This is a genomic window from Microbulbifer maximicatervae (SeqCode) (genome assembly GCF_052466985.1).
Genome location: NZ_CP174298.1, coordinates 2,901,360 through 2,919,443, shown reverse-complemented (window position 1 = coordinate 2,919,443; position 18,084 = coordinate 2,901,360). Strand labels below are relative to the sequence as shown.

The window sequence follows — 18,084 nt, the reverse complement described above, 5'->3', positions numbered from 1 at the left end:
TCAGCACTTAGAACTGGTAACTAACACCAGCCCAAGCGTAGCGACCCTGGAAGTCATAAGTACCATTCCAGTCGCTACCAGAGGTGGTAGACGGTTCACGGTCTGTGACGTTGTCGATACCTGCAGTAAGGCGCATGGAGTCGTTAACATCCCAACCTGCTTTCAGGTTCAGGTAGGTATGTGAAGGCATATCCATATAGGGGCTGTGGCCATCACCGATATACTGAATGTCTGCTCCAAAGTCCCAGCTGTCAGCATACCAGGTCGCACTGGCCAGGCCGCGCCACTTGGTGTATGCGTCGCCAGTAGTGCCTATGTAGTCTACGTAGTCAGTAGTCTGGTCTGTCTGGGTGTTGTACTCTTCATACTCAAGCAGGTGAGTTGCTTGAGCGCGCAGAGCCAGCTTACCCGCGTCGTAGTAAAGGTTTTGAACCACGTCGATATCAATACCGCTGGTATTAATTTCGCCAATATTCAGCAGAGAGCCTTCCAGGTAGTTAATTTGCCCACTGGTACCACGGCTAACAAGCTCACAGGCAGAGCTGATACCGTCCCTGTAGCAATCATCCAAAATCTGCTGGGTGTCGGCATCGGTGATGGCGTCTTTGATTTGGATATCGAAGTAGTCCAGGGTAATGGACAGGTCTTCTACAAAGCTAGGAGTCCAAACAATACCAGCGGTGAAGCTTGTTGATTCCTCAGGCTGAAGATCTTCGTTACCACCGATGTTGGTGGGTACCTGGGAGCCTGCTTGGGTGAAGCCCGCGCTTACCATGTCGCAGTTGGCGCCCTGGCCAGCAGAGTTGTTGCTGCTAGTGTCACATGGGTCGATGAGATACTCGTAGCTCTGTGACGAACCGCTGTAGAGCTCATAAATACCTGGAGCACGGAATGCAGTAGACAAGCTGGTGCGGAAGCGCAGGTTTTCAGTTGGCGCATAGACTGCACCGAGCTTGTAAGTCGCTTGGCCGCCAAATGTGTCGTAGTCGGAATAACGAACAGCTGCGTCAACAGACAGCTCATCCGCATATTTTAAGCCAGCCAGGATAGGCAGGTTAAACTCGGCAAAAACCTCAGTTACAGCGAAATCACCAGATGTTGCATCTTGCTGGTTGCTGAACGTAGAACCGGATTGAGTCTCTTCACTGGGGTTAAATTCGCCAGATTCTTTTCGATATTCAAGACCAGCAGCAAATCCTAAGGCACCGCCTTGGAATTGAACCGGCTCGATATCTCCCGTCAAGCTCGCACCGACATTGAGCATGTCGTACTCGTTGTCTTCGCGATCGGTATAGCTGATGTAGTCGATAACTTCATCGCTCATGCCGCCGAGAAACTGAATATCCTCATCAGCAATTCCACTTTCCCCATCCAGAATTTCCTGCAGCATTGTTTTACTGATGGAGTTTCCGACAGTGTTTTCACCTTCGTTTTTACCGTAGCTTACGAAAGCGTCCCAGCCCCAACCATTTGCGAGATCTCCGCGCAAGCCGCCGAGGATACGGTAGGTTTCAGTTTTCTGTTCGGAGTCACGGGTTCCACCGGCAACAGGGCGCAGGCGAACATCAGACAGGCCGTCTGCCCAGCTATCCCCATGGGTTGCAGTTGGTGCTGTAGGCTCAAGATCCTCTGGGCTACCTTGTGCTTCCCACTCAGCAACGGCAGCGTTGTAAGCTGCAAGTTCAATCTGGTAAGCATCTTCTGCTACCTGCCATGCTTCTGCCAATTGCTCTTGAACTTCATCAGAGAGGTGGTCAGCGGTCAGGTTGAGGCCATTGCCAGCGTACATGGGCTGAGCAGCAAGCTGCTGATTGGTAGTTTTCAGGGTGTAAGAACCTTCCCCGTAAAACTCAATGTCGTCGGTAATGGAGTATGAGCCACTTCCGGTGAAGCTGGTGCGCTCCATGGAACCGGAAAGCCACATGTATTGGCCGATATCATAGCTGGAATAATCACCCAAAGTGACACCGTCATCGGCAACGCTGAAGGAGCCGTAGTTGGTAAAGATATTACCGGTGGGAGACATTGAGCTTTGCAGGCCTGCCCAGTCGCGGTCGCTATAAGCGATTTCGTCGCGCTTACTGTGAGTTACATTAGCGATAAACTGGCCACGATCGAACTCTTTACCAAAAGTGATAGAAAGTTCGCCATTCTCACCGCCGCCGGCTTCGGTTGCACCTGCACGAGCATTTATGCGAACGCCGTCGAAAGAATCTTTAAGGACTACGTTAATTACACCTGCAACCGCGTCGGAGCCGTATACAGCGGACGCGCCATCGGTCAGTACTTCGATACGATCGATCATATCTACAGGGATATTGTTCATATCTACCGCAGAGGCTACGCCGGAGCTGGAAGATACGAAGCGACGGCCATTAACGAGAACAAGAGTCCTAGCTGAACCCAAGTTGCGAAGGTCTACAAATGAAAGACCGGCACCGCCGTTGTTGTCGTTTGCATTGATACCAGTGGTACCCATGGATGGGAGCTGGTTCAGCAGCTCATCAATGGTGCCTACACCAGAGCGCTGGATAGCTTCGGAATCAACCAAAGTAATTGGGCCAGTAGTGGATAACGGGTCACGAGCAATGCGCGAGCCAGTAACAATTACTTCTTCTACCTCTGCGCCAACATCAGCAGACTCCTGAGCAAAAGCGCCAGTGCTGGCGATGGTGCCCAGAGCAGCTATGGCGATGCTCAATTTGGTCTTGATCATAGTGGAACCTTCTTATAGTTAAGGTACTTATAATGCTTTTTATGATAAGGGTTAAAAGCTGTCGATGCTGACTTTAATGCATTGGATGGAAATATGGAACTATTCTGGTGATTTAATGATCTACTCGGTTGTAGATATCAAGAGCCTTTAAATGAAGTTTTTGGTTTAATTTTTGATTTTTTTAGGTTGAACAGCTCAATAATCTGATAAAACAAGCTATATTTTTCAATTTTGGACTGAAATTTAGTTGATAATGTTTTTTGGCTGACCCTTTCGTCAGAGGGCGGTGAAAAGCTAAACTTTGGTAAATTTAGCTGCAAGTCTTTCCGTGAGGGGGCAGTAAGGTTCAGATTTAACCTTAGGAAGTTACTGAATACGAAAGGTGTATCCTACTGTGCGTTCATTCCAGTGCTTTTTTTGTGGGATAGAGTGATAAAGCTTTTGGGAAATCCCGCTTTAATCTTAGCGATGAATTTCTATATTTATCCTGCAGTTAGATTTGCCACTGATTTGTGATAGTGCATAGCCTGAGACTATTTAAGTTACTTCCAGTGCATTCACTTTGCCGATTTCTGCTTGATTCTATGCACTTTGTTTTGAATCTATTATTTTCTTTAACTTATTTGCAAGGTTGATAGGGGTGATGTGGGTTTAACTGTTTAATGTGATCCACACGCGTACTCATATTCCTTTTCTGGATAGTTGGCGTTGTTAAAACTAATGAATTATCTCTACTGGACTAGGTGGCAAGATGATCTCTGGCAGTGGTATGGATCTATAGATTAAAGCTTCTTTTTTGAGTTGGTAGAAGATGACTTGGGGATGATTAGTAGTCGTTAACAATAGCTGAATCTATAATTCTAGCCTTTCTGCTCCTTGTTAGTATTTTGTTTTCATAAATACTATAGATGAGTATTTCCTTAATGTTCAAAGAGCCCGGATTCTAATGTAGGTGCTTGGTGCGGTAGTCTTCATGGTGGCGTGGCCCTAAAAATAGATCTTGTGCTGTGAAGTTTGGCATAACCTGCGCTTGAAGTGGCTATTTGGTAGTCACTCTATCTGGGGTGTTTGTATGCGCTGGAGCCTATATCGGTATAGAATCGAGTTTCGAGTCGATACCGTAATGGTTTTTAAACAAGGAGAGAAAATAATGGGCTTGAAAGTAGCTTTAGCTGGTCTTTGCACTGTTGTACTTGTTGGTGCGTGCGCAAGTAAACCAGTAGTTGATGAAGGGGGGGCAAATAATGATCTGGCCACCGCTTCAAGTAGTGATGCTGGCTCTCAGGCTGAAACATCTGAAAGCCGCTTAATTTGTAAAGTACGCTCTATTACTGGGTCCCGGTTTAAAGAAAAAACATGCATGACGGCTGAAGAGTGGAAGAGTGTTGCTGAAGCCTCAAAAAGCATGGTGAACTCTGCTAGTCGTAGGGGCGCGCAGGGAAACCCTGACGGGATTTAAGGAGTTTTGGGTCGACCCTTCTTGTGACGGAGGGGTCTACTTCCTTCCAAACTGATACTTAGCATTTTACTCAAACATAAATAGTTGTAGAAATGATAAATCGACGCGGTCTTTTAAAGGAGTTGGGGCGTGCGCGTGAAGCGTGTGCTTCTTCAAATTTATCTGAAGCAGAAAATATCTTACTGGCATTGCTTAATTTAGGTGTTAAGGATGAGTTGGTCCTTGCGGAAATTTGCCAGTTTTATATTGCAAGTAAAAAGGTTGAAAGGGCGATTTATTATCAGAGAGAGTTTGTATCAATTAAGCCTTTAAGTATAGAGCTTGTTCTTAAACTAGCCTCTACATTTGCCGCTTCAGGAATAAGCGAAAGCGCAGTGGAAATGTACAAGTATGCTTTACTCCTCAATGCGAATCAGCCGAATTGTTTGTTCAATTTGGCTTTGCAGTTAAAGAGGCTAGGTAAGCTTGAGGAATCTGCGGAAGCTTATCAAAAGGCGGTGAAGCTTGGAATTGATGGTCTAGAGGAAGTTTACAACAACCTAGCGCTAGTGTACGCAGATATGAATCAGCTGGAGCTGGCGGTAAGGTTTTATGAAAAAGCTCTGTTAGTGGATCCAAATTATATCCCAGCTTTGTTTAACTTAGCTGGGCTGGTTGAGGAGCGAGGGGATAGGGTTTACTCGGGGAAGTTATATAGAAAGATACTTTTATTAGATGCAAATTATTATCCCGCTCTCTGTAGGCTGGCGTATCAAAGTGAAATTGAGAGTAAGGATGATCCAGTTGTTTGTGAGATAAAAGCTGCCCTATCGTCCGGTGTGGCATCTCCGCTGGAACATGAAGAACTGCTGTTTTCTCTAGGCAAGGCTCTTGATGATTGTGCTGAATATGACGACGCTTTTGAGGCCTATCATAAAGCTAATGAAATCGGACGTCAGAGGTTCCGCCCGTATCAAGGGGACTTGCAGGAAAAATATGTGAAGGATCTTATATCAACTTTTGACCAAAAGTGGGCTGAAAATTTGCCACAAAGAGAAGGCTTTGCCCCTACTTTTATTTGTGGAATGTTGCGCTCTGGTTCTACCTTGTTAGAAAGGGTTTTGAGTGGACACTCCCAGGTGACTGCGGGCGGGGAGCTCGATTTTATTCCCAGGCAAGTTGCAAGATTGGGTGGTGCATATTTTTTACAGCTTAAAGATAGGGAGAATGATTTCTTTGAAAGTACTGCATTAGCTTATGAGGACCATGTTAGCAGGAAGTTTGATCTGAAGAGTCTCTTTACCGATAAAAGGCCTGATAATTTTTTACATGTAGGGTTTATTAAGAGTCTTTTTCCTGAAGCTAAAGTTATATGGACGAGACGGGATTTTATGGATAATTGCCTGTCCGTCTACTTTCAGCAATTAGGGGCAGGGATGAATTATTCTGTTGATCTTGAGTGGATAGGACATTATTACCGGCAGCAGGAGCTGTTGATGGAGCATTGGAGGCGCTTATTTCCTGATTCGGTGTGCTGTGTGGATTATGATAAGTTTGTTCATTCCCCAAAGGGTGAGCTTGAAAAATTGTTGAATTTTCTTGAGCTTGAATGGGAGGATTCTTGTTTGAACTTTTCGGAGAAGGAAGGAGTGGTGAAGACTGCGAGCATTTGGCAGGTTAGAAGGCCTTTATATAAGAAGTCCTCTGGGCGTTATGTGAATTATAGGCAGCATATGCTGGGGCTTCATTAGTATGTTTTGTTTATTGCTGTAAGCTGCCGTAGAGATTGTTTTTTATTTGAGTTGGCTAGAGTAAGTTGTTGTGTGCGAGAATTTTTCTCAGTGGTTCCAGTTCTTGTTTGTAGTTTTTCCATAGGCCAAGGGAGCTAGTGTAAATAGGTTTTCTGACCTGTGCTGCACTTGCTGTTGCTGTCCCTTTATCTTTCTTATTGTGAAAATCTAGACATTCTTCCGTCCAATCAAGGTTGCAATAGCTCATCAATATTTTGGAGGTTGTTCGGGGGGATTGCACAAGCTCCTCATATCTTAGCTCCAAGTATTCACCTTCGAATAAGTTGTTCCAATGAGACATTAGCTTTCTATAAGCGATGTAATATCTTGCCAGGTCTTCCATACAGTAGGAGTATGGGTGGCCATATTTAAATAGGGTTTTAAATATAGCGTAGCATGTGTCCATCGGATCTCGATTGATGTGGATTATTTTTGCTTTTGGGAGCGCGAGTTTAATTGCTCCAATATATAAAAAATTGCTGGGGTTTTTATCAATAATAAAAAGGCTGTTCTTTTGCTTTGCGATCCCTTCTAATTTGTTTTCGTACACTCTTCCCAGTTCTTCAAAATTGATATTTATGCTTTTACGGATAGCTTGTACTTGGGAATCGCTATTGAGAGATTGAATTCCTGAAGCTTGCATCGCGGCCCGGTAGAATATTTCACCGAATGTGTCAGGTTCGCCAGCGGAGTTTACTTGATTATTAGAGCAGAGGATTCTGTCGACAAGGGTAGAGCCGGTTCTCGGCATGCCGAGAATAAAGATTATATTTTCTCCTTTTCCGTTTTTTTTATTTGGTTTACTGTTGATGGAGTCAAAATTATAGGTTTTGCGAATTTCATCAATTGCAGAAAGATCTGATTCAACCTTGTATCCAAGGTTTTCTTTTTTCAATTGGGATCCAAGTTTTAAAGCTAAAAAACTATTCTTGAATTGGTTTAAATCTTCAAGTTCTTTTGCCAGGGCGAATTGTAGTTGGATTTTGCCTGTATTTGGTGTGGAGTCCTTAGATATTAATTGTTCTAGTTCCTGGGTGTGGTTGTTATCTTTTGTCTGTTTTCTTAGTGTTGATCTTAACCAGTAAGCTGGAAAATTGCTGGGAGCTAGTTTTATGGCCTGATCGTATATTTTTTCAGCAGTCTTGAGGTTGCCCAGCGCTCGATGTGTTGAGGCTGCATTGAATAGAAGTTCTGGGTTGCTTGGGTTTAAAAGTAGTGCGGCTTCTAGGGCAGTAAGAGCGGATTTATGTTCTTCACATATCGCTAGCAAATAACCTGCACGCCCGGCCAATATAGGGTCTTGGATTCTTATCAAGGTATCTAGATCGATACAGCTTGCGGCCTCGCCTAAGTCGCCAGACTTGATGTAAAGGCTGGTGAGGTGAATCTGGAGAGAAATTATTTCGGTGGGGGGAAACTTATGTTGGGTTATTGCGGACTTCAATGTGCTAATTCCCATTGGTAAACCCTGTGATCTACAATGGGAATCTGCTAGAAGATGCCATATGTTGGCATGTCCTGAATCAATGGTAAGTGCCTTCTGCAACAGCTGTTGGGCTAATTGAGGTTGGCTTTGCGATATGGCTGCCTGCGCACTATGAAATAGTTTTTTTATAGTGGCTTGCTGATCTCGTTGCATTCTATTCTCAAGTTCATGTTGCATTTTTTATAGAGCTTAAAAAAGCGCGACGAGGGTGTCCTCGCCGCGCTTTTTAGTAGATTCTCTAAATGTTAACCAATTAGAATTCTACAGTCATGCCCAAAAACGCATAGCGGCCTAGAGCATCGTATACACCGGGGAAGGTATTACCATTTCCGTAAATGCCTGCTCCAGCATTTGCGGTCAAAGGTGGCTCCTCTCCGGTAACATTGTTGATGCCACCACGAATAACAAGGTTGTCTGTGGCAGCCCAAGATGCAGAGAGATCCAGGTAGTCCATAGCGTCGAAGTTTTGGTTCACGTCGACAGTGTGAACTACGTCATTTGCATCGGTAACTCCGATAGTGTTCAGGTCATCTACTGCACTGATGTGGCGCCAAGCAGCAGTCACATCAACACCTACAGGGGTAGCCCAGGTTGCGCGAAGAGTGCTTACGAACTCTGGAGTAGGAGTGCCACAGGATGAGCCCCACTTGCCGACACAGTCTTCTACCGGATTGCCAGGAATTTCCTGCTGATCCCATTTGGTCAGATAGGTGGCGATGAAGTTGAGGTTAGCAGACCCCATAGTGTTGAGATCAAAGCCATAGTTGGCGTTAATATCAAAACCAGCGGTTTCAAAGAAGCCAATATTGGTATTGGTGGACTCTACGTGGGCGTCACCAATCCAAAGGTTTCCGTTAGAACCACGGTTAATCTTGTCACACAATGCGGAATCGCCGGTGTCGATACACTGATTAATGATGGTTTGTGGATCTACAAAAGTAATGGCGTCAGTCACTTCAATATTGAAGTAATCCACACTAACAGTCAGATCTTCTACAAAGCTTGGTGTGAAGACGAAGCCGACAGAAACAGTTTCTGACTCTTCAGGATCCAAGTCTGGGTTACCGCCCTGCAAGTAATTGTACTGGTTAGCAGGAGAGTTAGGGATATTGCCGTACTGTGCCTCAGTTACGCCTGTTAGAGCACATTCAGCTAAAGAGGCTTGAGGTGAAGAGCCGCCACAAGGGTCAACGTTCATATCAAACAGAGCAATACCCTGGCCGGTGAAAAGCTCACGGATATTGGCATGACGAACAGCGGACTGGAAGCTCGCACGTACTCTCACATCGGAAATTGGCTGCCAGTCAAAACCAACTTTGTATGTGTCAGTGGAAATGTCGGTGTCGTAATCTGAATAGCGGTAAGCAAGCTCCAGGCCTGCGTATTCGGCGCCAGGTAGGCCACTCAGAAGAGGGATGTTGGCTTCGGTGAAGAACTCTTTAACGCTCAGTGAGCCACTTACAGGCTGAGTGGAGCCACCTTGACCAGCGCCATCTCCAGACTGGAAGCCGCTGTCTGGGCTAAAGTCCAGAGCTTCACGACGAGTCTCCGCACCTATCACCACTGCTACGCCGCTGTCGGCAGTAGGCAGCTGGACGCCATAGTCACCTAAATTACCAGTAACGTAGGCAGAGTAGATCTCTTGCTCGGTAGTGCCGCGGGCAAAAAGAGGTAGGATTAAGTAGTCAAGTGCTTCCTGAGTTACACCACCTTCCTCAAAAATATTCCAGGGTACGCAGTTCGGGTCGGTGCCGTCTAAAACAGACTGACACACGGCTTCACCGGTTTCAGGGTCAGTAACAACATTCAGCGCGCGACGAATGTTGGTATTAGACATATCATTGAGATATGTCTCTTCCATACTTACTTCTGCGTATTGAGCGTAAGCATCATAAGACCATGTTTCATTGATGTCGCCGCGTAAGCCAAATACACCGCGGAAGCTAGTGTGGCGAAGGTCATCCTGGCGTGGACCACCCTCTACATTGCGTCGGCCGATATAGAAAGGTGCATCATCGTCTGCACCCAGGCCAGCGCTCGTACAAATCAAATCACGTTGCTGGTCGGACAGTAGCGGGTTGTCACAATTGATGCTGCTGGTTTCGAAGAAGTTACCAGACGGTGCAATTTGTGCAACGGTACGGTCATCTGAATATGACAGTTGAGTGTATAAGTTGACATTGTCGCTAATATCGTAGTGGCCAAATACACCCATGGTCCAGCGCTCGTCAGGACGCTGGAAGTAGTTTAGTGGGCCGTAGTTATACAGCTGGCCATCCCAGTCCACAAACTCATTGCCGGAAACGTTGTAATAAGTCGAACCATCAAATGGGGTGATCAGGCCGTTAGGCAAGGTGCCAGAGCCCCCACAGCGATCACTTAGATCAGCAGAGGTTGGAGTGCTAGTGACGGTTGAGCTGGATGGCGTACGAATGCCCAGGGCACAGCCACTGTAATCGCGATCGGATTGAAGAACCGCTTCGATTTTGCGGTAGTTGGCGTAGGCTGTGACGTTGCCTCGGCCATTATCTAGGTTGGCACCCATGATCAAGGAGAAATCGTTGATTTCGCCATCGGTAGTGTTGCCGTCAGCAACATCAAAGCCACTGGATGTGACCAGATCTTGCATGTGGCTGTTGTCATTATTATGTTGGTAAACGCTGGTTTGTGTTTCGAAGCGTACGCCTTCGAAATCATCCATCATAACAAAGTTAACGACACCAGCGATTGCATCAGAGCCATAAGCGGCTGATGCGCCACCAGTGAGTACTTCTACTCGTTCTACCAAGGCGCCAGGAATTTGGTTCAGGTCTGCAGAACCACCACCAGCAATAGGAGAACCGGCCGGCATACGACGGCCATCAATTAGAACCAAAGTTCGTTTTGCTTCAAGGCCACGCAGGTCGACAGTGGCAGTACCGGTTGCGCCATTAGCTTGGCCTGCTGTTTGAGTGGCAGCTACTTGTGGCAAGTCGTTGAGTAGGTCTTCAACCCGAACAACACCTGTTGCTTTGAAGTCTTCTGAGTTTACAGAAGTTACCGGGCTGACGCTTGTCTCGTTTGCGTCACGCTGAATTCTAGAACCGGTAACGACAACCTCTTCTACGATCTCTGCATCTTGTTGAGCGAAGGCGGGCATAGCCGGAACCATGATTGCAGCTGCGGTGAAGCCAAGGGCTCCTTTGACAGCTACAGACAGGAGGTTCTTTTTCATTGTCAATCCTCTCTTGATCGTTGGATTTCTAGTCTTTTGTCATGAATGACGATTGCCGGAAGTAGCTACCCCCAAGTGGCTACTTCCCTCCCAACACACCTATTAACGTTTGGCGGACGGAACCCCTCAAAAGAATCGTGTTTTTTTCTGATACTGCGTATTGTCAGGTTTGGTAGGTCAGCTTGCGTTTGCTTATCAGTCTTTTTTTATTTTTGGTTTGTCTGAGAGCGGTAAGGGGGAGTAACAGGGGTTTGGATAGAAAGGTGTAACCTAGAGGCTCAGAGAAAAGCTTCCGTAAAAAAATCGACCGGTAAGATCATATGTTAAGTAGTCGTGGTTGTTGCTCTCTGCGGTTGAAGCAAAAGGAGGTGAGCGATCAAGCAAGTTATTGATACCGAAGGCAAACCTCAGTCTAGAGCCCGAAGTGTAAGCAACCTGAATATCGTGTGAAGACCAGTCGCTGATGTTGCGGTTTTCGCTTGTGCCATCCAGGCTGGTAAACGTTTCTTTAAGGCTGTCTACATAATGGACAGTATAGCCGGCATTCCAAGGGCCTTTTTTTAAGTAGGCTCCAGCATTGGCTTTCCATTTTGGCAATGATCCTGGGCCGCCGGCTGAAATATCTGTGAAGGTGCCAGATAGATCTTCTTTGGTTGAGTTAGGTGAGCTTTGATTGAAGTAGTGAAGCATTCTGCTGATGTTTAAAGCCAAATGCAGCTCGTTTTCACCCTCTAATTGGAAGTTATAACGAAAGGCTGCGTCATATCCGCGGATCTCACGGCTTCCTTGATTTATACGAGAAGCGTATATTTTGGTTATATCACCGCTCTGGTCGCGTATGACCAAGTCAGTATAAAGGTTGTAGTAGGCATTTTGGTCCAACAAAAACTGGGGGTTGGTGCCGATCACTTGGTCTTCGTCGATGTCATAAAGATCAAATTTAGCGGTAAAGTCGGGAAGCTTGAGGGGCTCCCATGTCACTCCGAGAGAAATTGTGCGGGATGTTTCAGGTGCTAGATCTGGATTACCGCTAAATTCAGTTAAATATTGTATCCGCGAGCTGTCAGACCGATATTGGCAGCCAGGAAGGTCACTTGTATTTGTGCTTGTACAGGGGTCGAATAGAAATTCTTGAGTTTGGTAGCCCTGTTGATTCATGTCTGTGAGAGTTGGGGCTCTAAATCCTGTGGTATAGCTGCTTCGTACAAGAAGTGAGGGGGTTGGTTTCCATCTCAGAGCCAGTTTGGGGTTACTAGTATCCCCGAAGTCGTCATAGTGAGAGCTTCTAATGGCACCATCTAGCCATAGCTTTTCTGAAATTAGCGGGATGGACACCTCAGCAAAAGCTTCTTTGACAAGCCGGGTTCCTTCTGTAGATCCAGGGGCATGCCCACCAATAAAGGACATTCCGAAATTATCATTGGAGTGAAGACTTACGCTTTCCCGTCTGAACTCAATTCCTGCTGCTGCAAGAATATTTCCTGCCGATATCTTTTTGATAATGCCGTCAGTTATGAATGTGAAAGATGTCATTCGCGAGTTGCTAGTGGTTATACTCTTGCCACGAATGAACTCTAGTTGTTCCGCATCAATACTGCCGCTGGGGCCAAGAAGGTTTACGGCCACACAGGAAGTTGTGGTATTGCAGACATCTGGTCCTTTTAGCCCTAGGGAGAGCGCAAAGGGATCTATTACATTGTTTAGTGTTTCTTTCTTAGAAGTTCTGTGGATTGAGGCACCCAGTTCCCATTGCCATTCATTCCAGAAGCCTTTAATTCCGGTATTGAATCTCCAGCTGTTTGTTCGGTTATTTTGTGTTCTTGGGCCAAGCTCGATAACGCGTCTGCGGACATCATAAATTTCTTCGTTAAAAGTATTGTAAATATTATCAGCCGCTATCGTTAGGTCCCCGTTGTCAAAGCGTGTAAATACAGGGGTGGGAGCAGAGGTTGATACTCCGCTGGATCGGATGCCCATAATTTCAGAAAAAGCTTGCGTGCTTTCTCCAATATCCAGGTTGCCAGCTATGTATATTGAGTCGCTTTGGGTGGGGGTAATTGCTGAGGTGTAGTCGCTGTAGTTAAATTTCTCTTCCGGCGACCAGTTTTGATAGGTCCCAGGGGAGAGGTTGGTTAATACCTCATTTCTCTCGAGGGCAATAAAGCCATCTGGGATGGCAGATGACCGTTGATCGGTGCCACCAATTGCGCGGCTATCCGCTGAGCTGGATAGGTCCCTGTCTCGGCTCATTACTTTTCCCTGGCGATTTTGGGCCAGGTTAAACATTACGTGAGACCGGTCCCCTCTCCACCCCCAGGTTAGGTGGTGAGATTCACTCTGTCGATCACCTTGCGAAGCTTGTCCGTAATAGCTCTTCATCGAGAGCCCTTCAAAGTTTGTTTGCAAGATAATATTCACAACTCCCGCGATAGCATCGGAGCCATAAACAGCTGAAGCTCCGTCTTTTAGAATCTCGACTCTTTCAACTAGTGCTAGAGGGATAGTGTTTAAGTCGGTCGCTTCACCATTAAATCCATCGCTGATGATTCGCCTCCCATTGAGGAGAACAAGAGTGCTATTGGCTGGTAGGCCGCGTAGCGAGACTGCTGCAGTACCATCGCTCTCCTGGCTAACTGAAGTGCTTGTGGAGTTGCCTGAAATGGCAGGTAAAAACTTTAGTAAATCGGCAATAGTCTGAGCGCCGGTCATCTCCAGCTGGTCTCGCGAAAGGCGGTCTACCGGCAGGTATCCTTCTGATTGGAAGTGGCGCAAGTGGCTTCCGGTTAGGCTTTGGCCGGTAACCGTTACTTCTTCGGTTCGCAAAGCATCCGTTGCTATTTGCCGGGAAGAATCAGTCTGGGGTGATTCAATAACAGCTACTGATGATGGGCCTACTTTTTTGAAGGATAGCGGTACTCCTTCTAATAGTTGCTCTAGAGCGGGCTCAAAATGGCCATCGGGGCTAAGTAGTGTCTGCCTGTTAACTTGAAATTTTGCAGCTGATGAGGCTCTAACCAGTAGTGATATTTTACATTGCTGGCCCAACGATATCAGGGCTTGAGAAAGGTTTCCTTTGGAGATTTCGATTCCTGACTCTGGGCACAGGGCATAGGTAGCGCTAGGGGAGCAAAGCGCTAACACAAGGGATATTGTTATCCAGTGCCTAAGTGTCAATGAGGTGCCCATTCAAATACATGCAGCATGTCAAAATGCAGCAAATTGATAGTTTTTCTTAGATTCTGGGCGGGCTTATTTTGCTTGCCTAATATATAACCGCCGCGATGACGGTTATAACCTAGTTATGTGCGGGAGACAAGATAGTCAGGTTGGAGTTACTGTGGTCTTCGTGCAAATCGAGCGCAGTAGCAATAGCTTTCAAGGTGCTATCTGGATCAGAGATCTCGAAGGTTCCTGAAACCAATTTGTCCTCTACTTGGGGGGAGGCGGCAACTGGAACCGCTAAATAGCGATTTAATTCAGTTAAAGCATCCTTAAGTGGAGTTTTTTCAAAGACTAGCAGTCCTTTTGTCCAGTCAGTAGCTTCTTCCGGTGATGTTTGGCCAATTGGGCTGAGGCCCCTTTCAGAAACGCTGACTTTCTCGTTCTTGACCAATTGTACTGATTCAGGCTCCAAGCCGGGAGCGCTATCGGTTTCGCTGACTGAGACTGTGCCCTCAGTTACAGATACTCTTGTGCTCTGTGGGTTGAGTTCAACGTTAAATTCGGTTCCCAATACGCGGATATTGGCGCTGCCGGCAGTAACAGTAAAGGGGCGAGAAGTTTGCTTTGCCACTTCGAAGAAGGCTTCACCTCGAACTAACTCCGTGCGGCGCTCATTGCGGTTATAGATTACCCGCAGTTCACTATTGGAGTTCAGCTTTACTTCTGAGCCATCGGACAGGTTTATTGTCTGTATTTGTCCACGTTCAGTCGCATATATTTGAGCCTTGAGTTCGCCGCCCATACCCTGATATCCAACCCACAGGGCAACTATTGCTCCGCAGGTTGCCAGCCCGCCGCCCATAAGCCACTGAGGCAATGTCCATTGCTTCGAACTCAGCTGCTTCTGTGTTTCGCTAGATGCGGAGCATGAGGCTGCTTTATTTTGCGGAGAGGGGATGCTTTCAGGGAACAATGTATCTACCGGTAGGTGAGATAAAGCACCCAGGTCTCCCCAGAGTTCAGTGATTTCGGCAAAAGCCAGCTGATTCTCTTCTTGGGAAATCCACTTCTTGAACTGGTGGCGGTCGCTAGATGTAATCGAGTCAGAGCGCAAACGAGCAACCCAAGCGCAAGCCTGGTCAAGGCTTTCTTCACTTATTGCTTGCTTAGGGTTAGTCATCATGGTTGCTCTAGCATCTTGGGTTTACGAAGTGTTACTTTAGTACTTAGATATTCAGGGCGGCATATTACTCAAAGTTTCTAGATTTGTGCGACCTCTACCGCGCATACCGTCGAATAAAAATGTCATTCCAACGAGTTTTTACTGAATTGCAGTAAAATGTTCTGTTGTATGTAGAGTATTTAGGTTTACTCAATTCGGCCCTTCGAAGCTGAGACGACTGAACAGCTTCCCCCCTCAAATAATTTTGTGGAGTTGTTGCTAAGGTGTGAATACCGGTGGTTCATCTTCTTTTATCGTTATTTTAAGGATATATGTCACAAGTGGCGCAACTGACTGAAGGTCACCTTTCAGGAGTTACCTTCTTACGACACGCTTTCAAAGCCTGCAAAATATACTTTTCCACGCTACTTACGGAGATATTCATCTCCTTAGCTATCTCGCTATAGGAAAGGCCCCGGGTCCTATGCAATAGAAAGGCCTGGCGGCACTTTAGGGGTAGCTTGTCCATGGTTTCGTAGATGGATTGCAGCTGCTGACGGGCTGCCAGCAACCTTTCTGGTGACTGATGGTCCGCATGGTCGTCGTTATAGGGTTCACCCTCCATGGGGATCTGCTGGCTCACGTACTCTACATGCAGCTTGCCCCGACGCAGCTGGTCTACGGCCAGGTTGTTGGCAATCTGGTAGAGGTAGGCCCGTGGGTTCTCGAGTTCCTTTTCATCGCTGAGTTTTTGCAGGCGTAGATAGGCGTGTTGGGCGATATCCTCGGCATCGTCAGGGCTTTTTACAATGCGAGAGACAAAGCGCACCAGGGCCTGTCCGTGCTCGGTAAACAGCCTTTCAAGAAGCGTCTTCCTGGCCTTATTCATTACTGATCGTGATCCCCGTACCCTGCTCGCTGTAGTTATGGACTGATTGTTCTTAGTGCGAGCTGGCGCACAGTTATATCACAAGCATTGGTTTCGCTACGAGAGGTACGATCGAACTTGAATGGTCACACTCTCCGATTCTCTATGCCTGACGGTGGATGCCGGTATAATGGCGGCCGCGCCACAGGCGCAGACAATAAGACCCTGCAGAGGTGTGTCGAGCACCGGAGATTGAATGAGTTATCAAGTACTGGCACGGAAGTGGCGGCCGAAGCTGTTTCGCGAGATGGTGGGACAGGAGCATGTTCTCCAGGCGTTGATCAACGCCCTGGATAATGGCCGCTTGCACCACGCCTACCTCTTTGCCGGTACCCGTGGTGTGGGTAAAACCACGATCGCACGAATCCTGGCCAAGTGCCTGAATTGTGAAGAGGGAGTTAGTTCTGAACCCTGTGGCCAGTGCCACACTTGCAATGAGATTGCCGATGGCCGTTTTGTTGACTTGATCGAAGTGGATGCAGCCTCGCGTACCAAGGTCGAAGATACTCGTGAACTGCTTGAGAACGTGCAGTACGCACCGACCCGGGGCCGCTTCAAGGTTTACCTGATCGACGAAGTCCATATGTTGTCGAACAGCTCGTTTAACGCGCTGTTAAAAACCCTCGAAGAACCGCCTCCCCATGTGAAGTTTCTATTGGCAACGACTGATCCGCAGAAGTTGCCGGTTACCGTGCTGTCCCGCTGTCTCCAGTTCAAACTGAAGAATATGAGCCCCGAGCGGGTTGTGGGGCACTTGAAGTTTGTGTTGGAGCAGGAACAGGTTCCGTTTGAAGAAGGAGCCCTGTGGCATCTCGGTCGCGCCGCAGATGGCAGTATGCGAGATGGGATGAGTCTTACTGACCAGGCCATCGCATTTGGTGGGGGGCAAATTACCGAGGCAGAAGTGCGCGGTATGCTGGGCAGTATCGATACCGGTTTGGTGTGGAAGCTGCTGCAAGCCTTGTCTGAAGAGGACGCACAGGCTTTATTTGCCACAGTTGCTGAGTTGTCTCAGCAGGCCCCTGATTACAGTGCTGCGCTGGCAGAACTCGCCGATAACCTGCACCGTATCGCAGTGGCTCAGGTGTTGCCGCAATCTATCGATAATTCCCTGGGTGATGGTGAGCGACTGAGAAATTTAGCTGGGCGTATCGCACCGGAAAATGTGCAGCTGTATTACCAGATGGCCCTGCTGGCCCGGCGTGACTTGCCCTTGGCCCCGGATCAGCGCAGTGGCTTTGAAATGGCTCTACTGCGGATGCTGGCCTTCCGCCCTCAGGGAGTTGCGGATATTCCCCGTTCTCCTCTGCCATCGGCTTCCGAATCCGTTTCACCAGCACCAGCTCTAGAAGCGCTACAGCCACAGGCCCCTGTAGCGCCAGAAGTACCGGAGGTCAGTCCGGCAAAAAAGCCTGAAGCGGCACAGCCGCAGGCTGTTACAAAGGTTGATGTGGCTCCCCCGCAGGCAGTGCAGGGCCTGCAGCCGTTGCAGAATCAGGCAGAGCAAAGGGAGGCAGAGCCTGCAGCCCCAACTGAAATGATCAGTGAGCCAGAGACGGAGGCTCAGCCTGAGCAAATTACAAGCCCGCCTCCTGTCCAGGGAGTGGAAGAAGAGCGTCCCCAGCGTAAAGATGTCCTGGCCGAGCTTCGCCAGCGAGTTGCGGAAGTGGAGTCGGCGCCGGCACCACAGCAACCAGTACCACAAAATACGGTGAATACCTCGCGGGAGGCTCCGGTAGAAAGCCGCAGTCAGGAAGTGCCAAAAGGGCGTTTGGAAGCATTAACGCCTGGCAGTTGGCCGGTAATGTATGGACAGCTGGGTATTACCGGTATTTTGCACTCTATTGCCCAGCACTTGGAGATGGTGGGCAGGCAGGACAATATACTCTCGTTCACCCTGGATGAATCCTACAGTAGCCTCTACGACGAAGTTCACCAGCGGCGCCTTGGGGACTCTCTGGCTGATTTCTTCCAGCAGCCTGTGGTGGCGCAGATCCAAGTAGGGCAGGTACATGGGAGTACCCCCGCCCGATTAGTCGCTTCTACCCGCCAAGCGCGGCTAGAAGCTGCCCAGGATGCACTGGTCGCTGACCCACTGGTTCAAGAATTACAGACAGAATTGAGTGCGGAACTGGTGCCGGGCTCCGTAGAATCACTAGTAGTAGAAGATTAATGACAATTAGGGCCC

General features: G+C 47.7%; 9 protein-coding genes. 3 read left to right on the top strand and 6 right to left on the bottom strand.

Going from position 1 to position 18,084, the window contains the following annotated elements:
* Nucleotides 1-7: 7 nt before the first annotated feature.
* Nucleotides 8-2,716, bottom strand: coding sequence for a TonB-dependent receptor plug domain-containing protein (locus ACJJI3_RS12905; RefSeq protein ID WP_444939977.1), 2,709 nt, complete (start codon nucleotides 2,714-2,716; stop codon nucleotides 8-10).
* A gap of 1,150 nt (nucleotides 2,717-3,866) precedes the next feature.
* Between ACJJI3_RS12905 and ACJJI3_RS12900 the strand changes: the two genes are divergently transcribed.
* Together ACJJI3_RS12900 and ACJJI3_RS12895 are read left to right on the top strand one after the other, a co-directional pair.
* Nucleotides 3,867-4,175, top strand: a complete 309-nt coding sequence (locus ACJJI3_RS12900) for a hypothetical protein (RefSeq protein WP_444934926.1) — start codon at nucleotides 3,867-3,869, stop codon at nucleotides 4,173-4,175.
* Between the two features lie 92 nt (nucleotides 4,176-4,267).
* On the top strand, nucleotides 4,268-5,905 hold the full coding sequence (locus ACJJI3_RS12895) for a sulfotransferase family protein (RefSeq protein WP_444934927.1): 1,638 nt from the start codon (nucleotides 4,268-4,270) through the stop codon (nucleotides 5,903-5,905).
* Between the two features lie 55 nt (nucleotides 5,906-5,960).
* On the opposite strand, the gene ACJJI3_RS12890 is transcribed toward ACJJI3_RS12895, so the two are convergent.
* From ACJJI3_RS12890 to ACJJI3_RS12870, 5 genes are all read right to left on the bottom strand, one after another.
* Nucleotides 5,961-7,583: a sulfotransferase gene (locus ACJJI3_RS12890; protein WP_444939976.1), complete on the bottom strand. Its 1,623-nt coding sequence runs from the start codon at nucleotides 7,581-7,583 to the stop codon at nucleotides 5,961-5,963.
* Nucleotides 7,584-7,683: 100 nt separating this feature from the next.
* Nucleotides 7,684-10,644, bottom strand: coding sequence for a TonB-dependent receptor plug domain-containing protein (locus ACJJI3_RS12885; protein WP_444934929.1), 2,961 nt, complete (start codon nucleotides 10,642-10,644; stop codon nucleotides 7,684-7,686).
* A 270-nt stretch (nucleotides 10,645-10,914) separates the two neighbouring features.
* On the bottom strand, nucleotides 10,915-13,467 hold the full coding sequence (locus ACJJI3_RS12880; RefSeq protein WP_444939975.1) for a TonB-dependent receptor: 2,553 nt from the start codon (nucleotides 13,465-13,467) through the stop codon (nucleotides 10,915-10,917).
* Between the two features lie 472 nt (nucleotides 13,468-13,939).
* The gene (locus ACJJI3_RS12875; RefSeq protein WP_444939974.1) at nucleotides 13,940-14,989 is read right to left on the bottom strand and encodes a FecR family protein; all 1,050 of its coding nucleotides are present in this window, start codon (nucleotides 14,987-14,989) and stop codon (nucleotides 13,940-13,942) included.
* 340 nt (nucleotides 14,990-15,329) lie between these two features.
* Nucleotides 15,330-15,857, bottom strand: a complete 528-nt coding sequence (locus ACJJI3_RS12870; protein WP_444914696.1) for an RNA polymerase sigma factor — start codon at nucleotides 15,855-15,857, stop codon at nucleotides 15,330-15,332.
* A gap of 235 nt (nucleotides 15,858-16,092) precedes the next feature.
* Here ACJJI3_RS12870 and dnaX point away from each other — a divergent pair, with 235 nt between their 5' ends.
* Nucleotides 16,093-18,069, top strand: a complete 1,977-nt coding sequence (dnaX, locus tag ACJJI3_RS12865; RefSeq protein WP_444939973.1) for a DNA polymerase III subunit gamma/tau — start codon at nucleotides 16,093-16,095, stop codon at nucleotides 18,067-18,069.
* Nucleotides 18,070-18,084 lie beyond the last annotated feature (15 nt).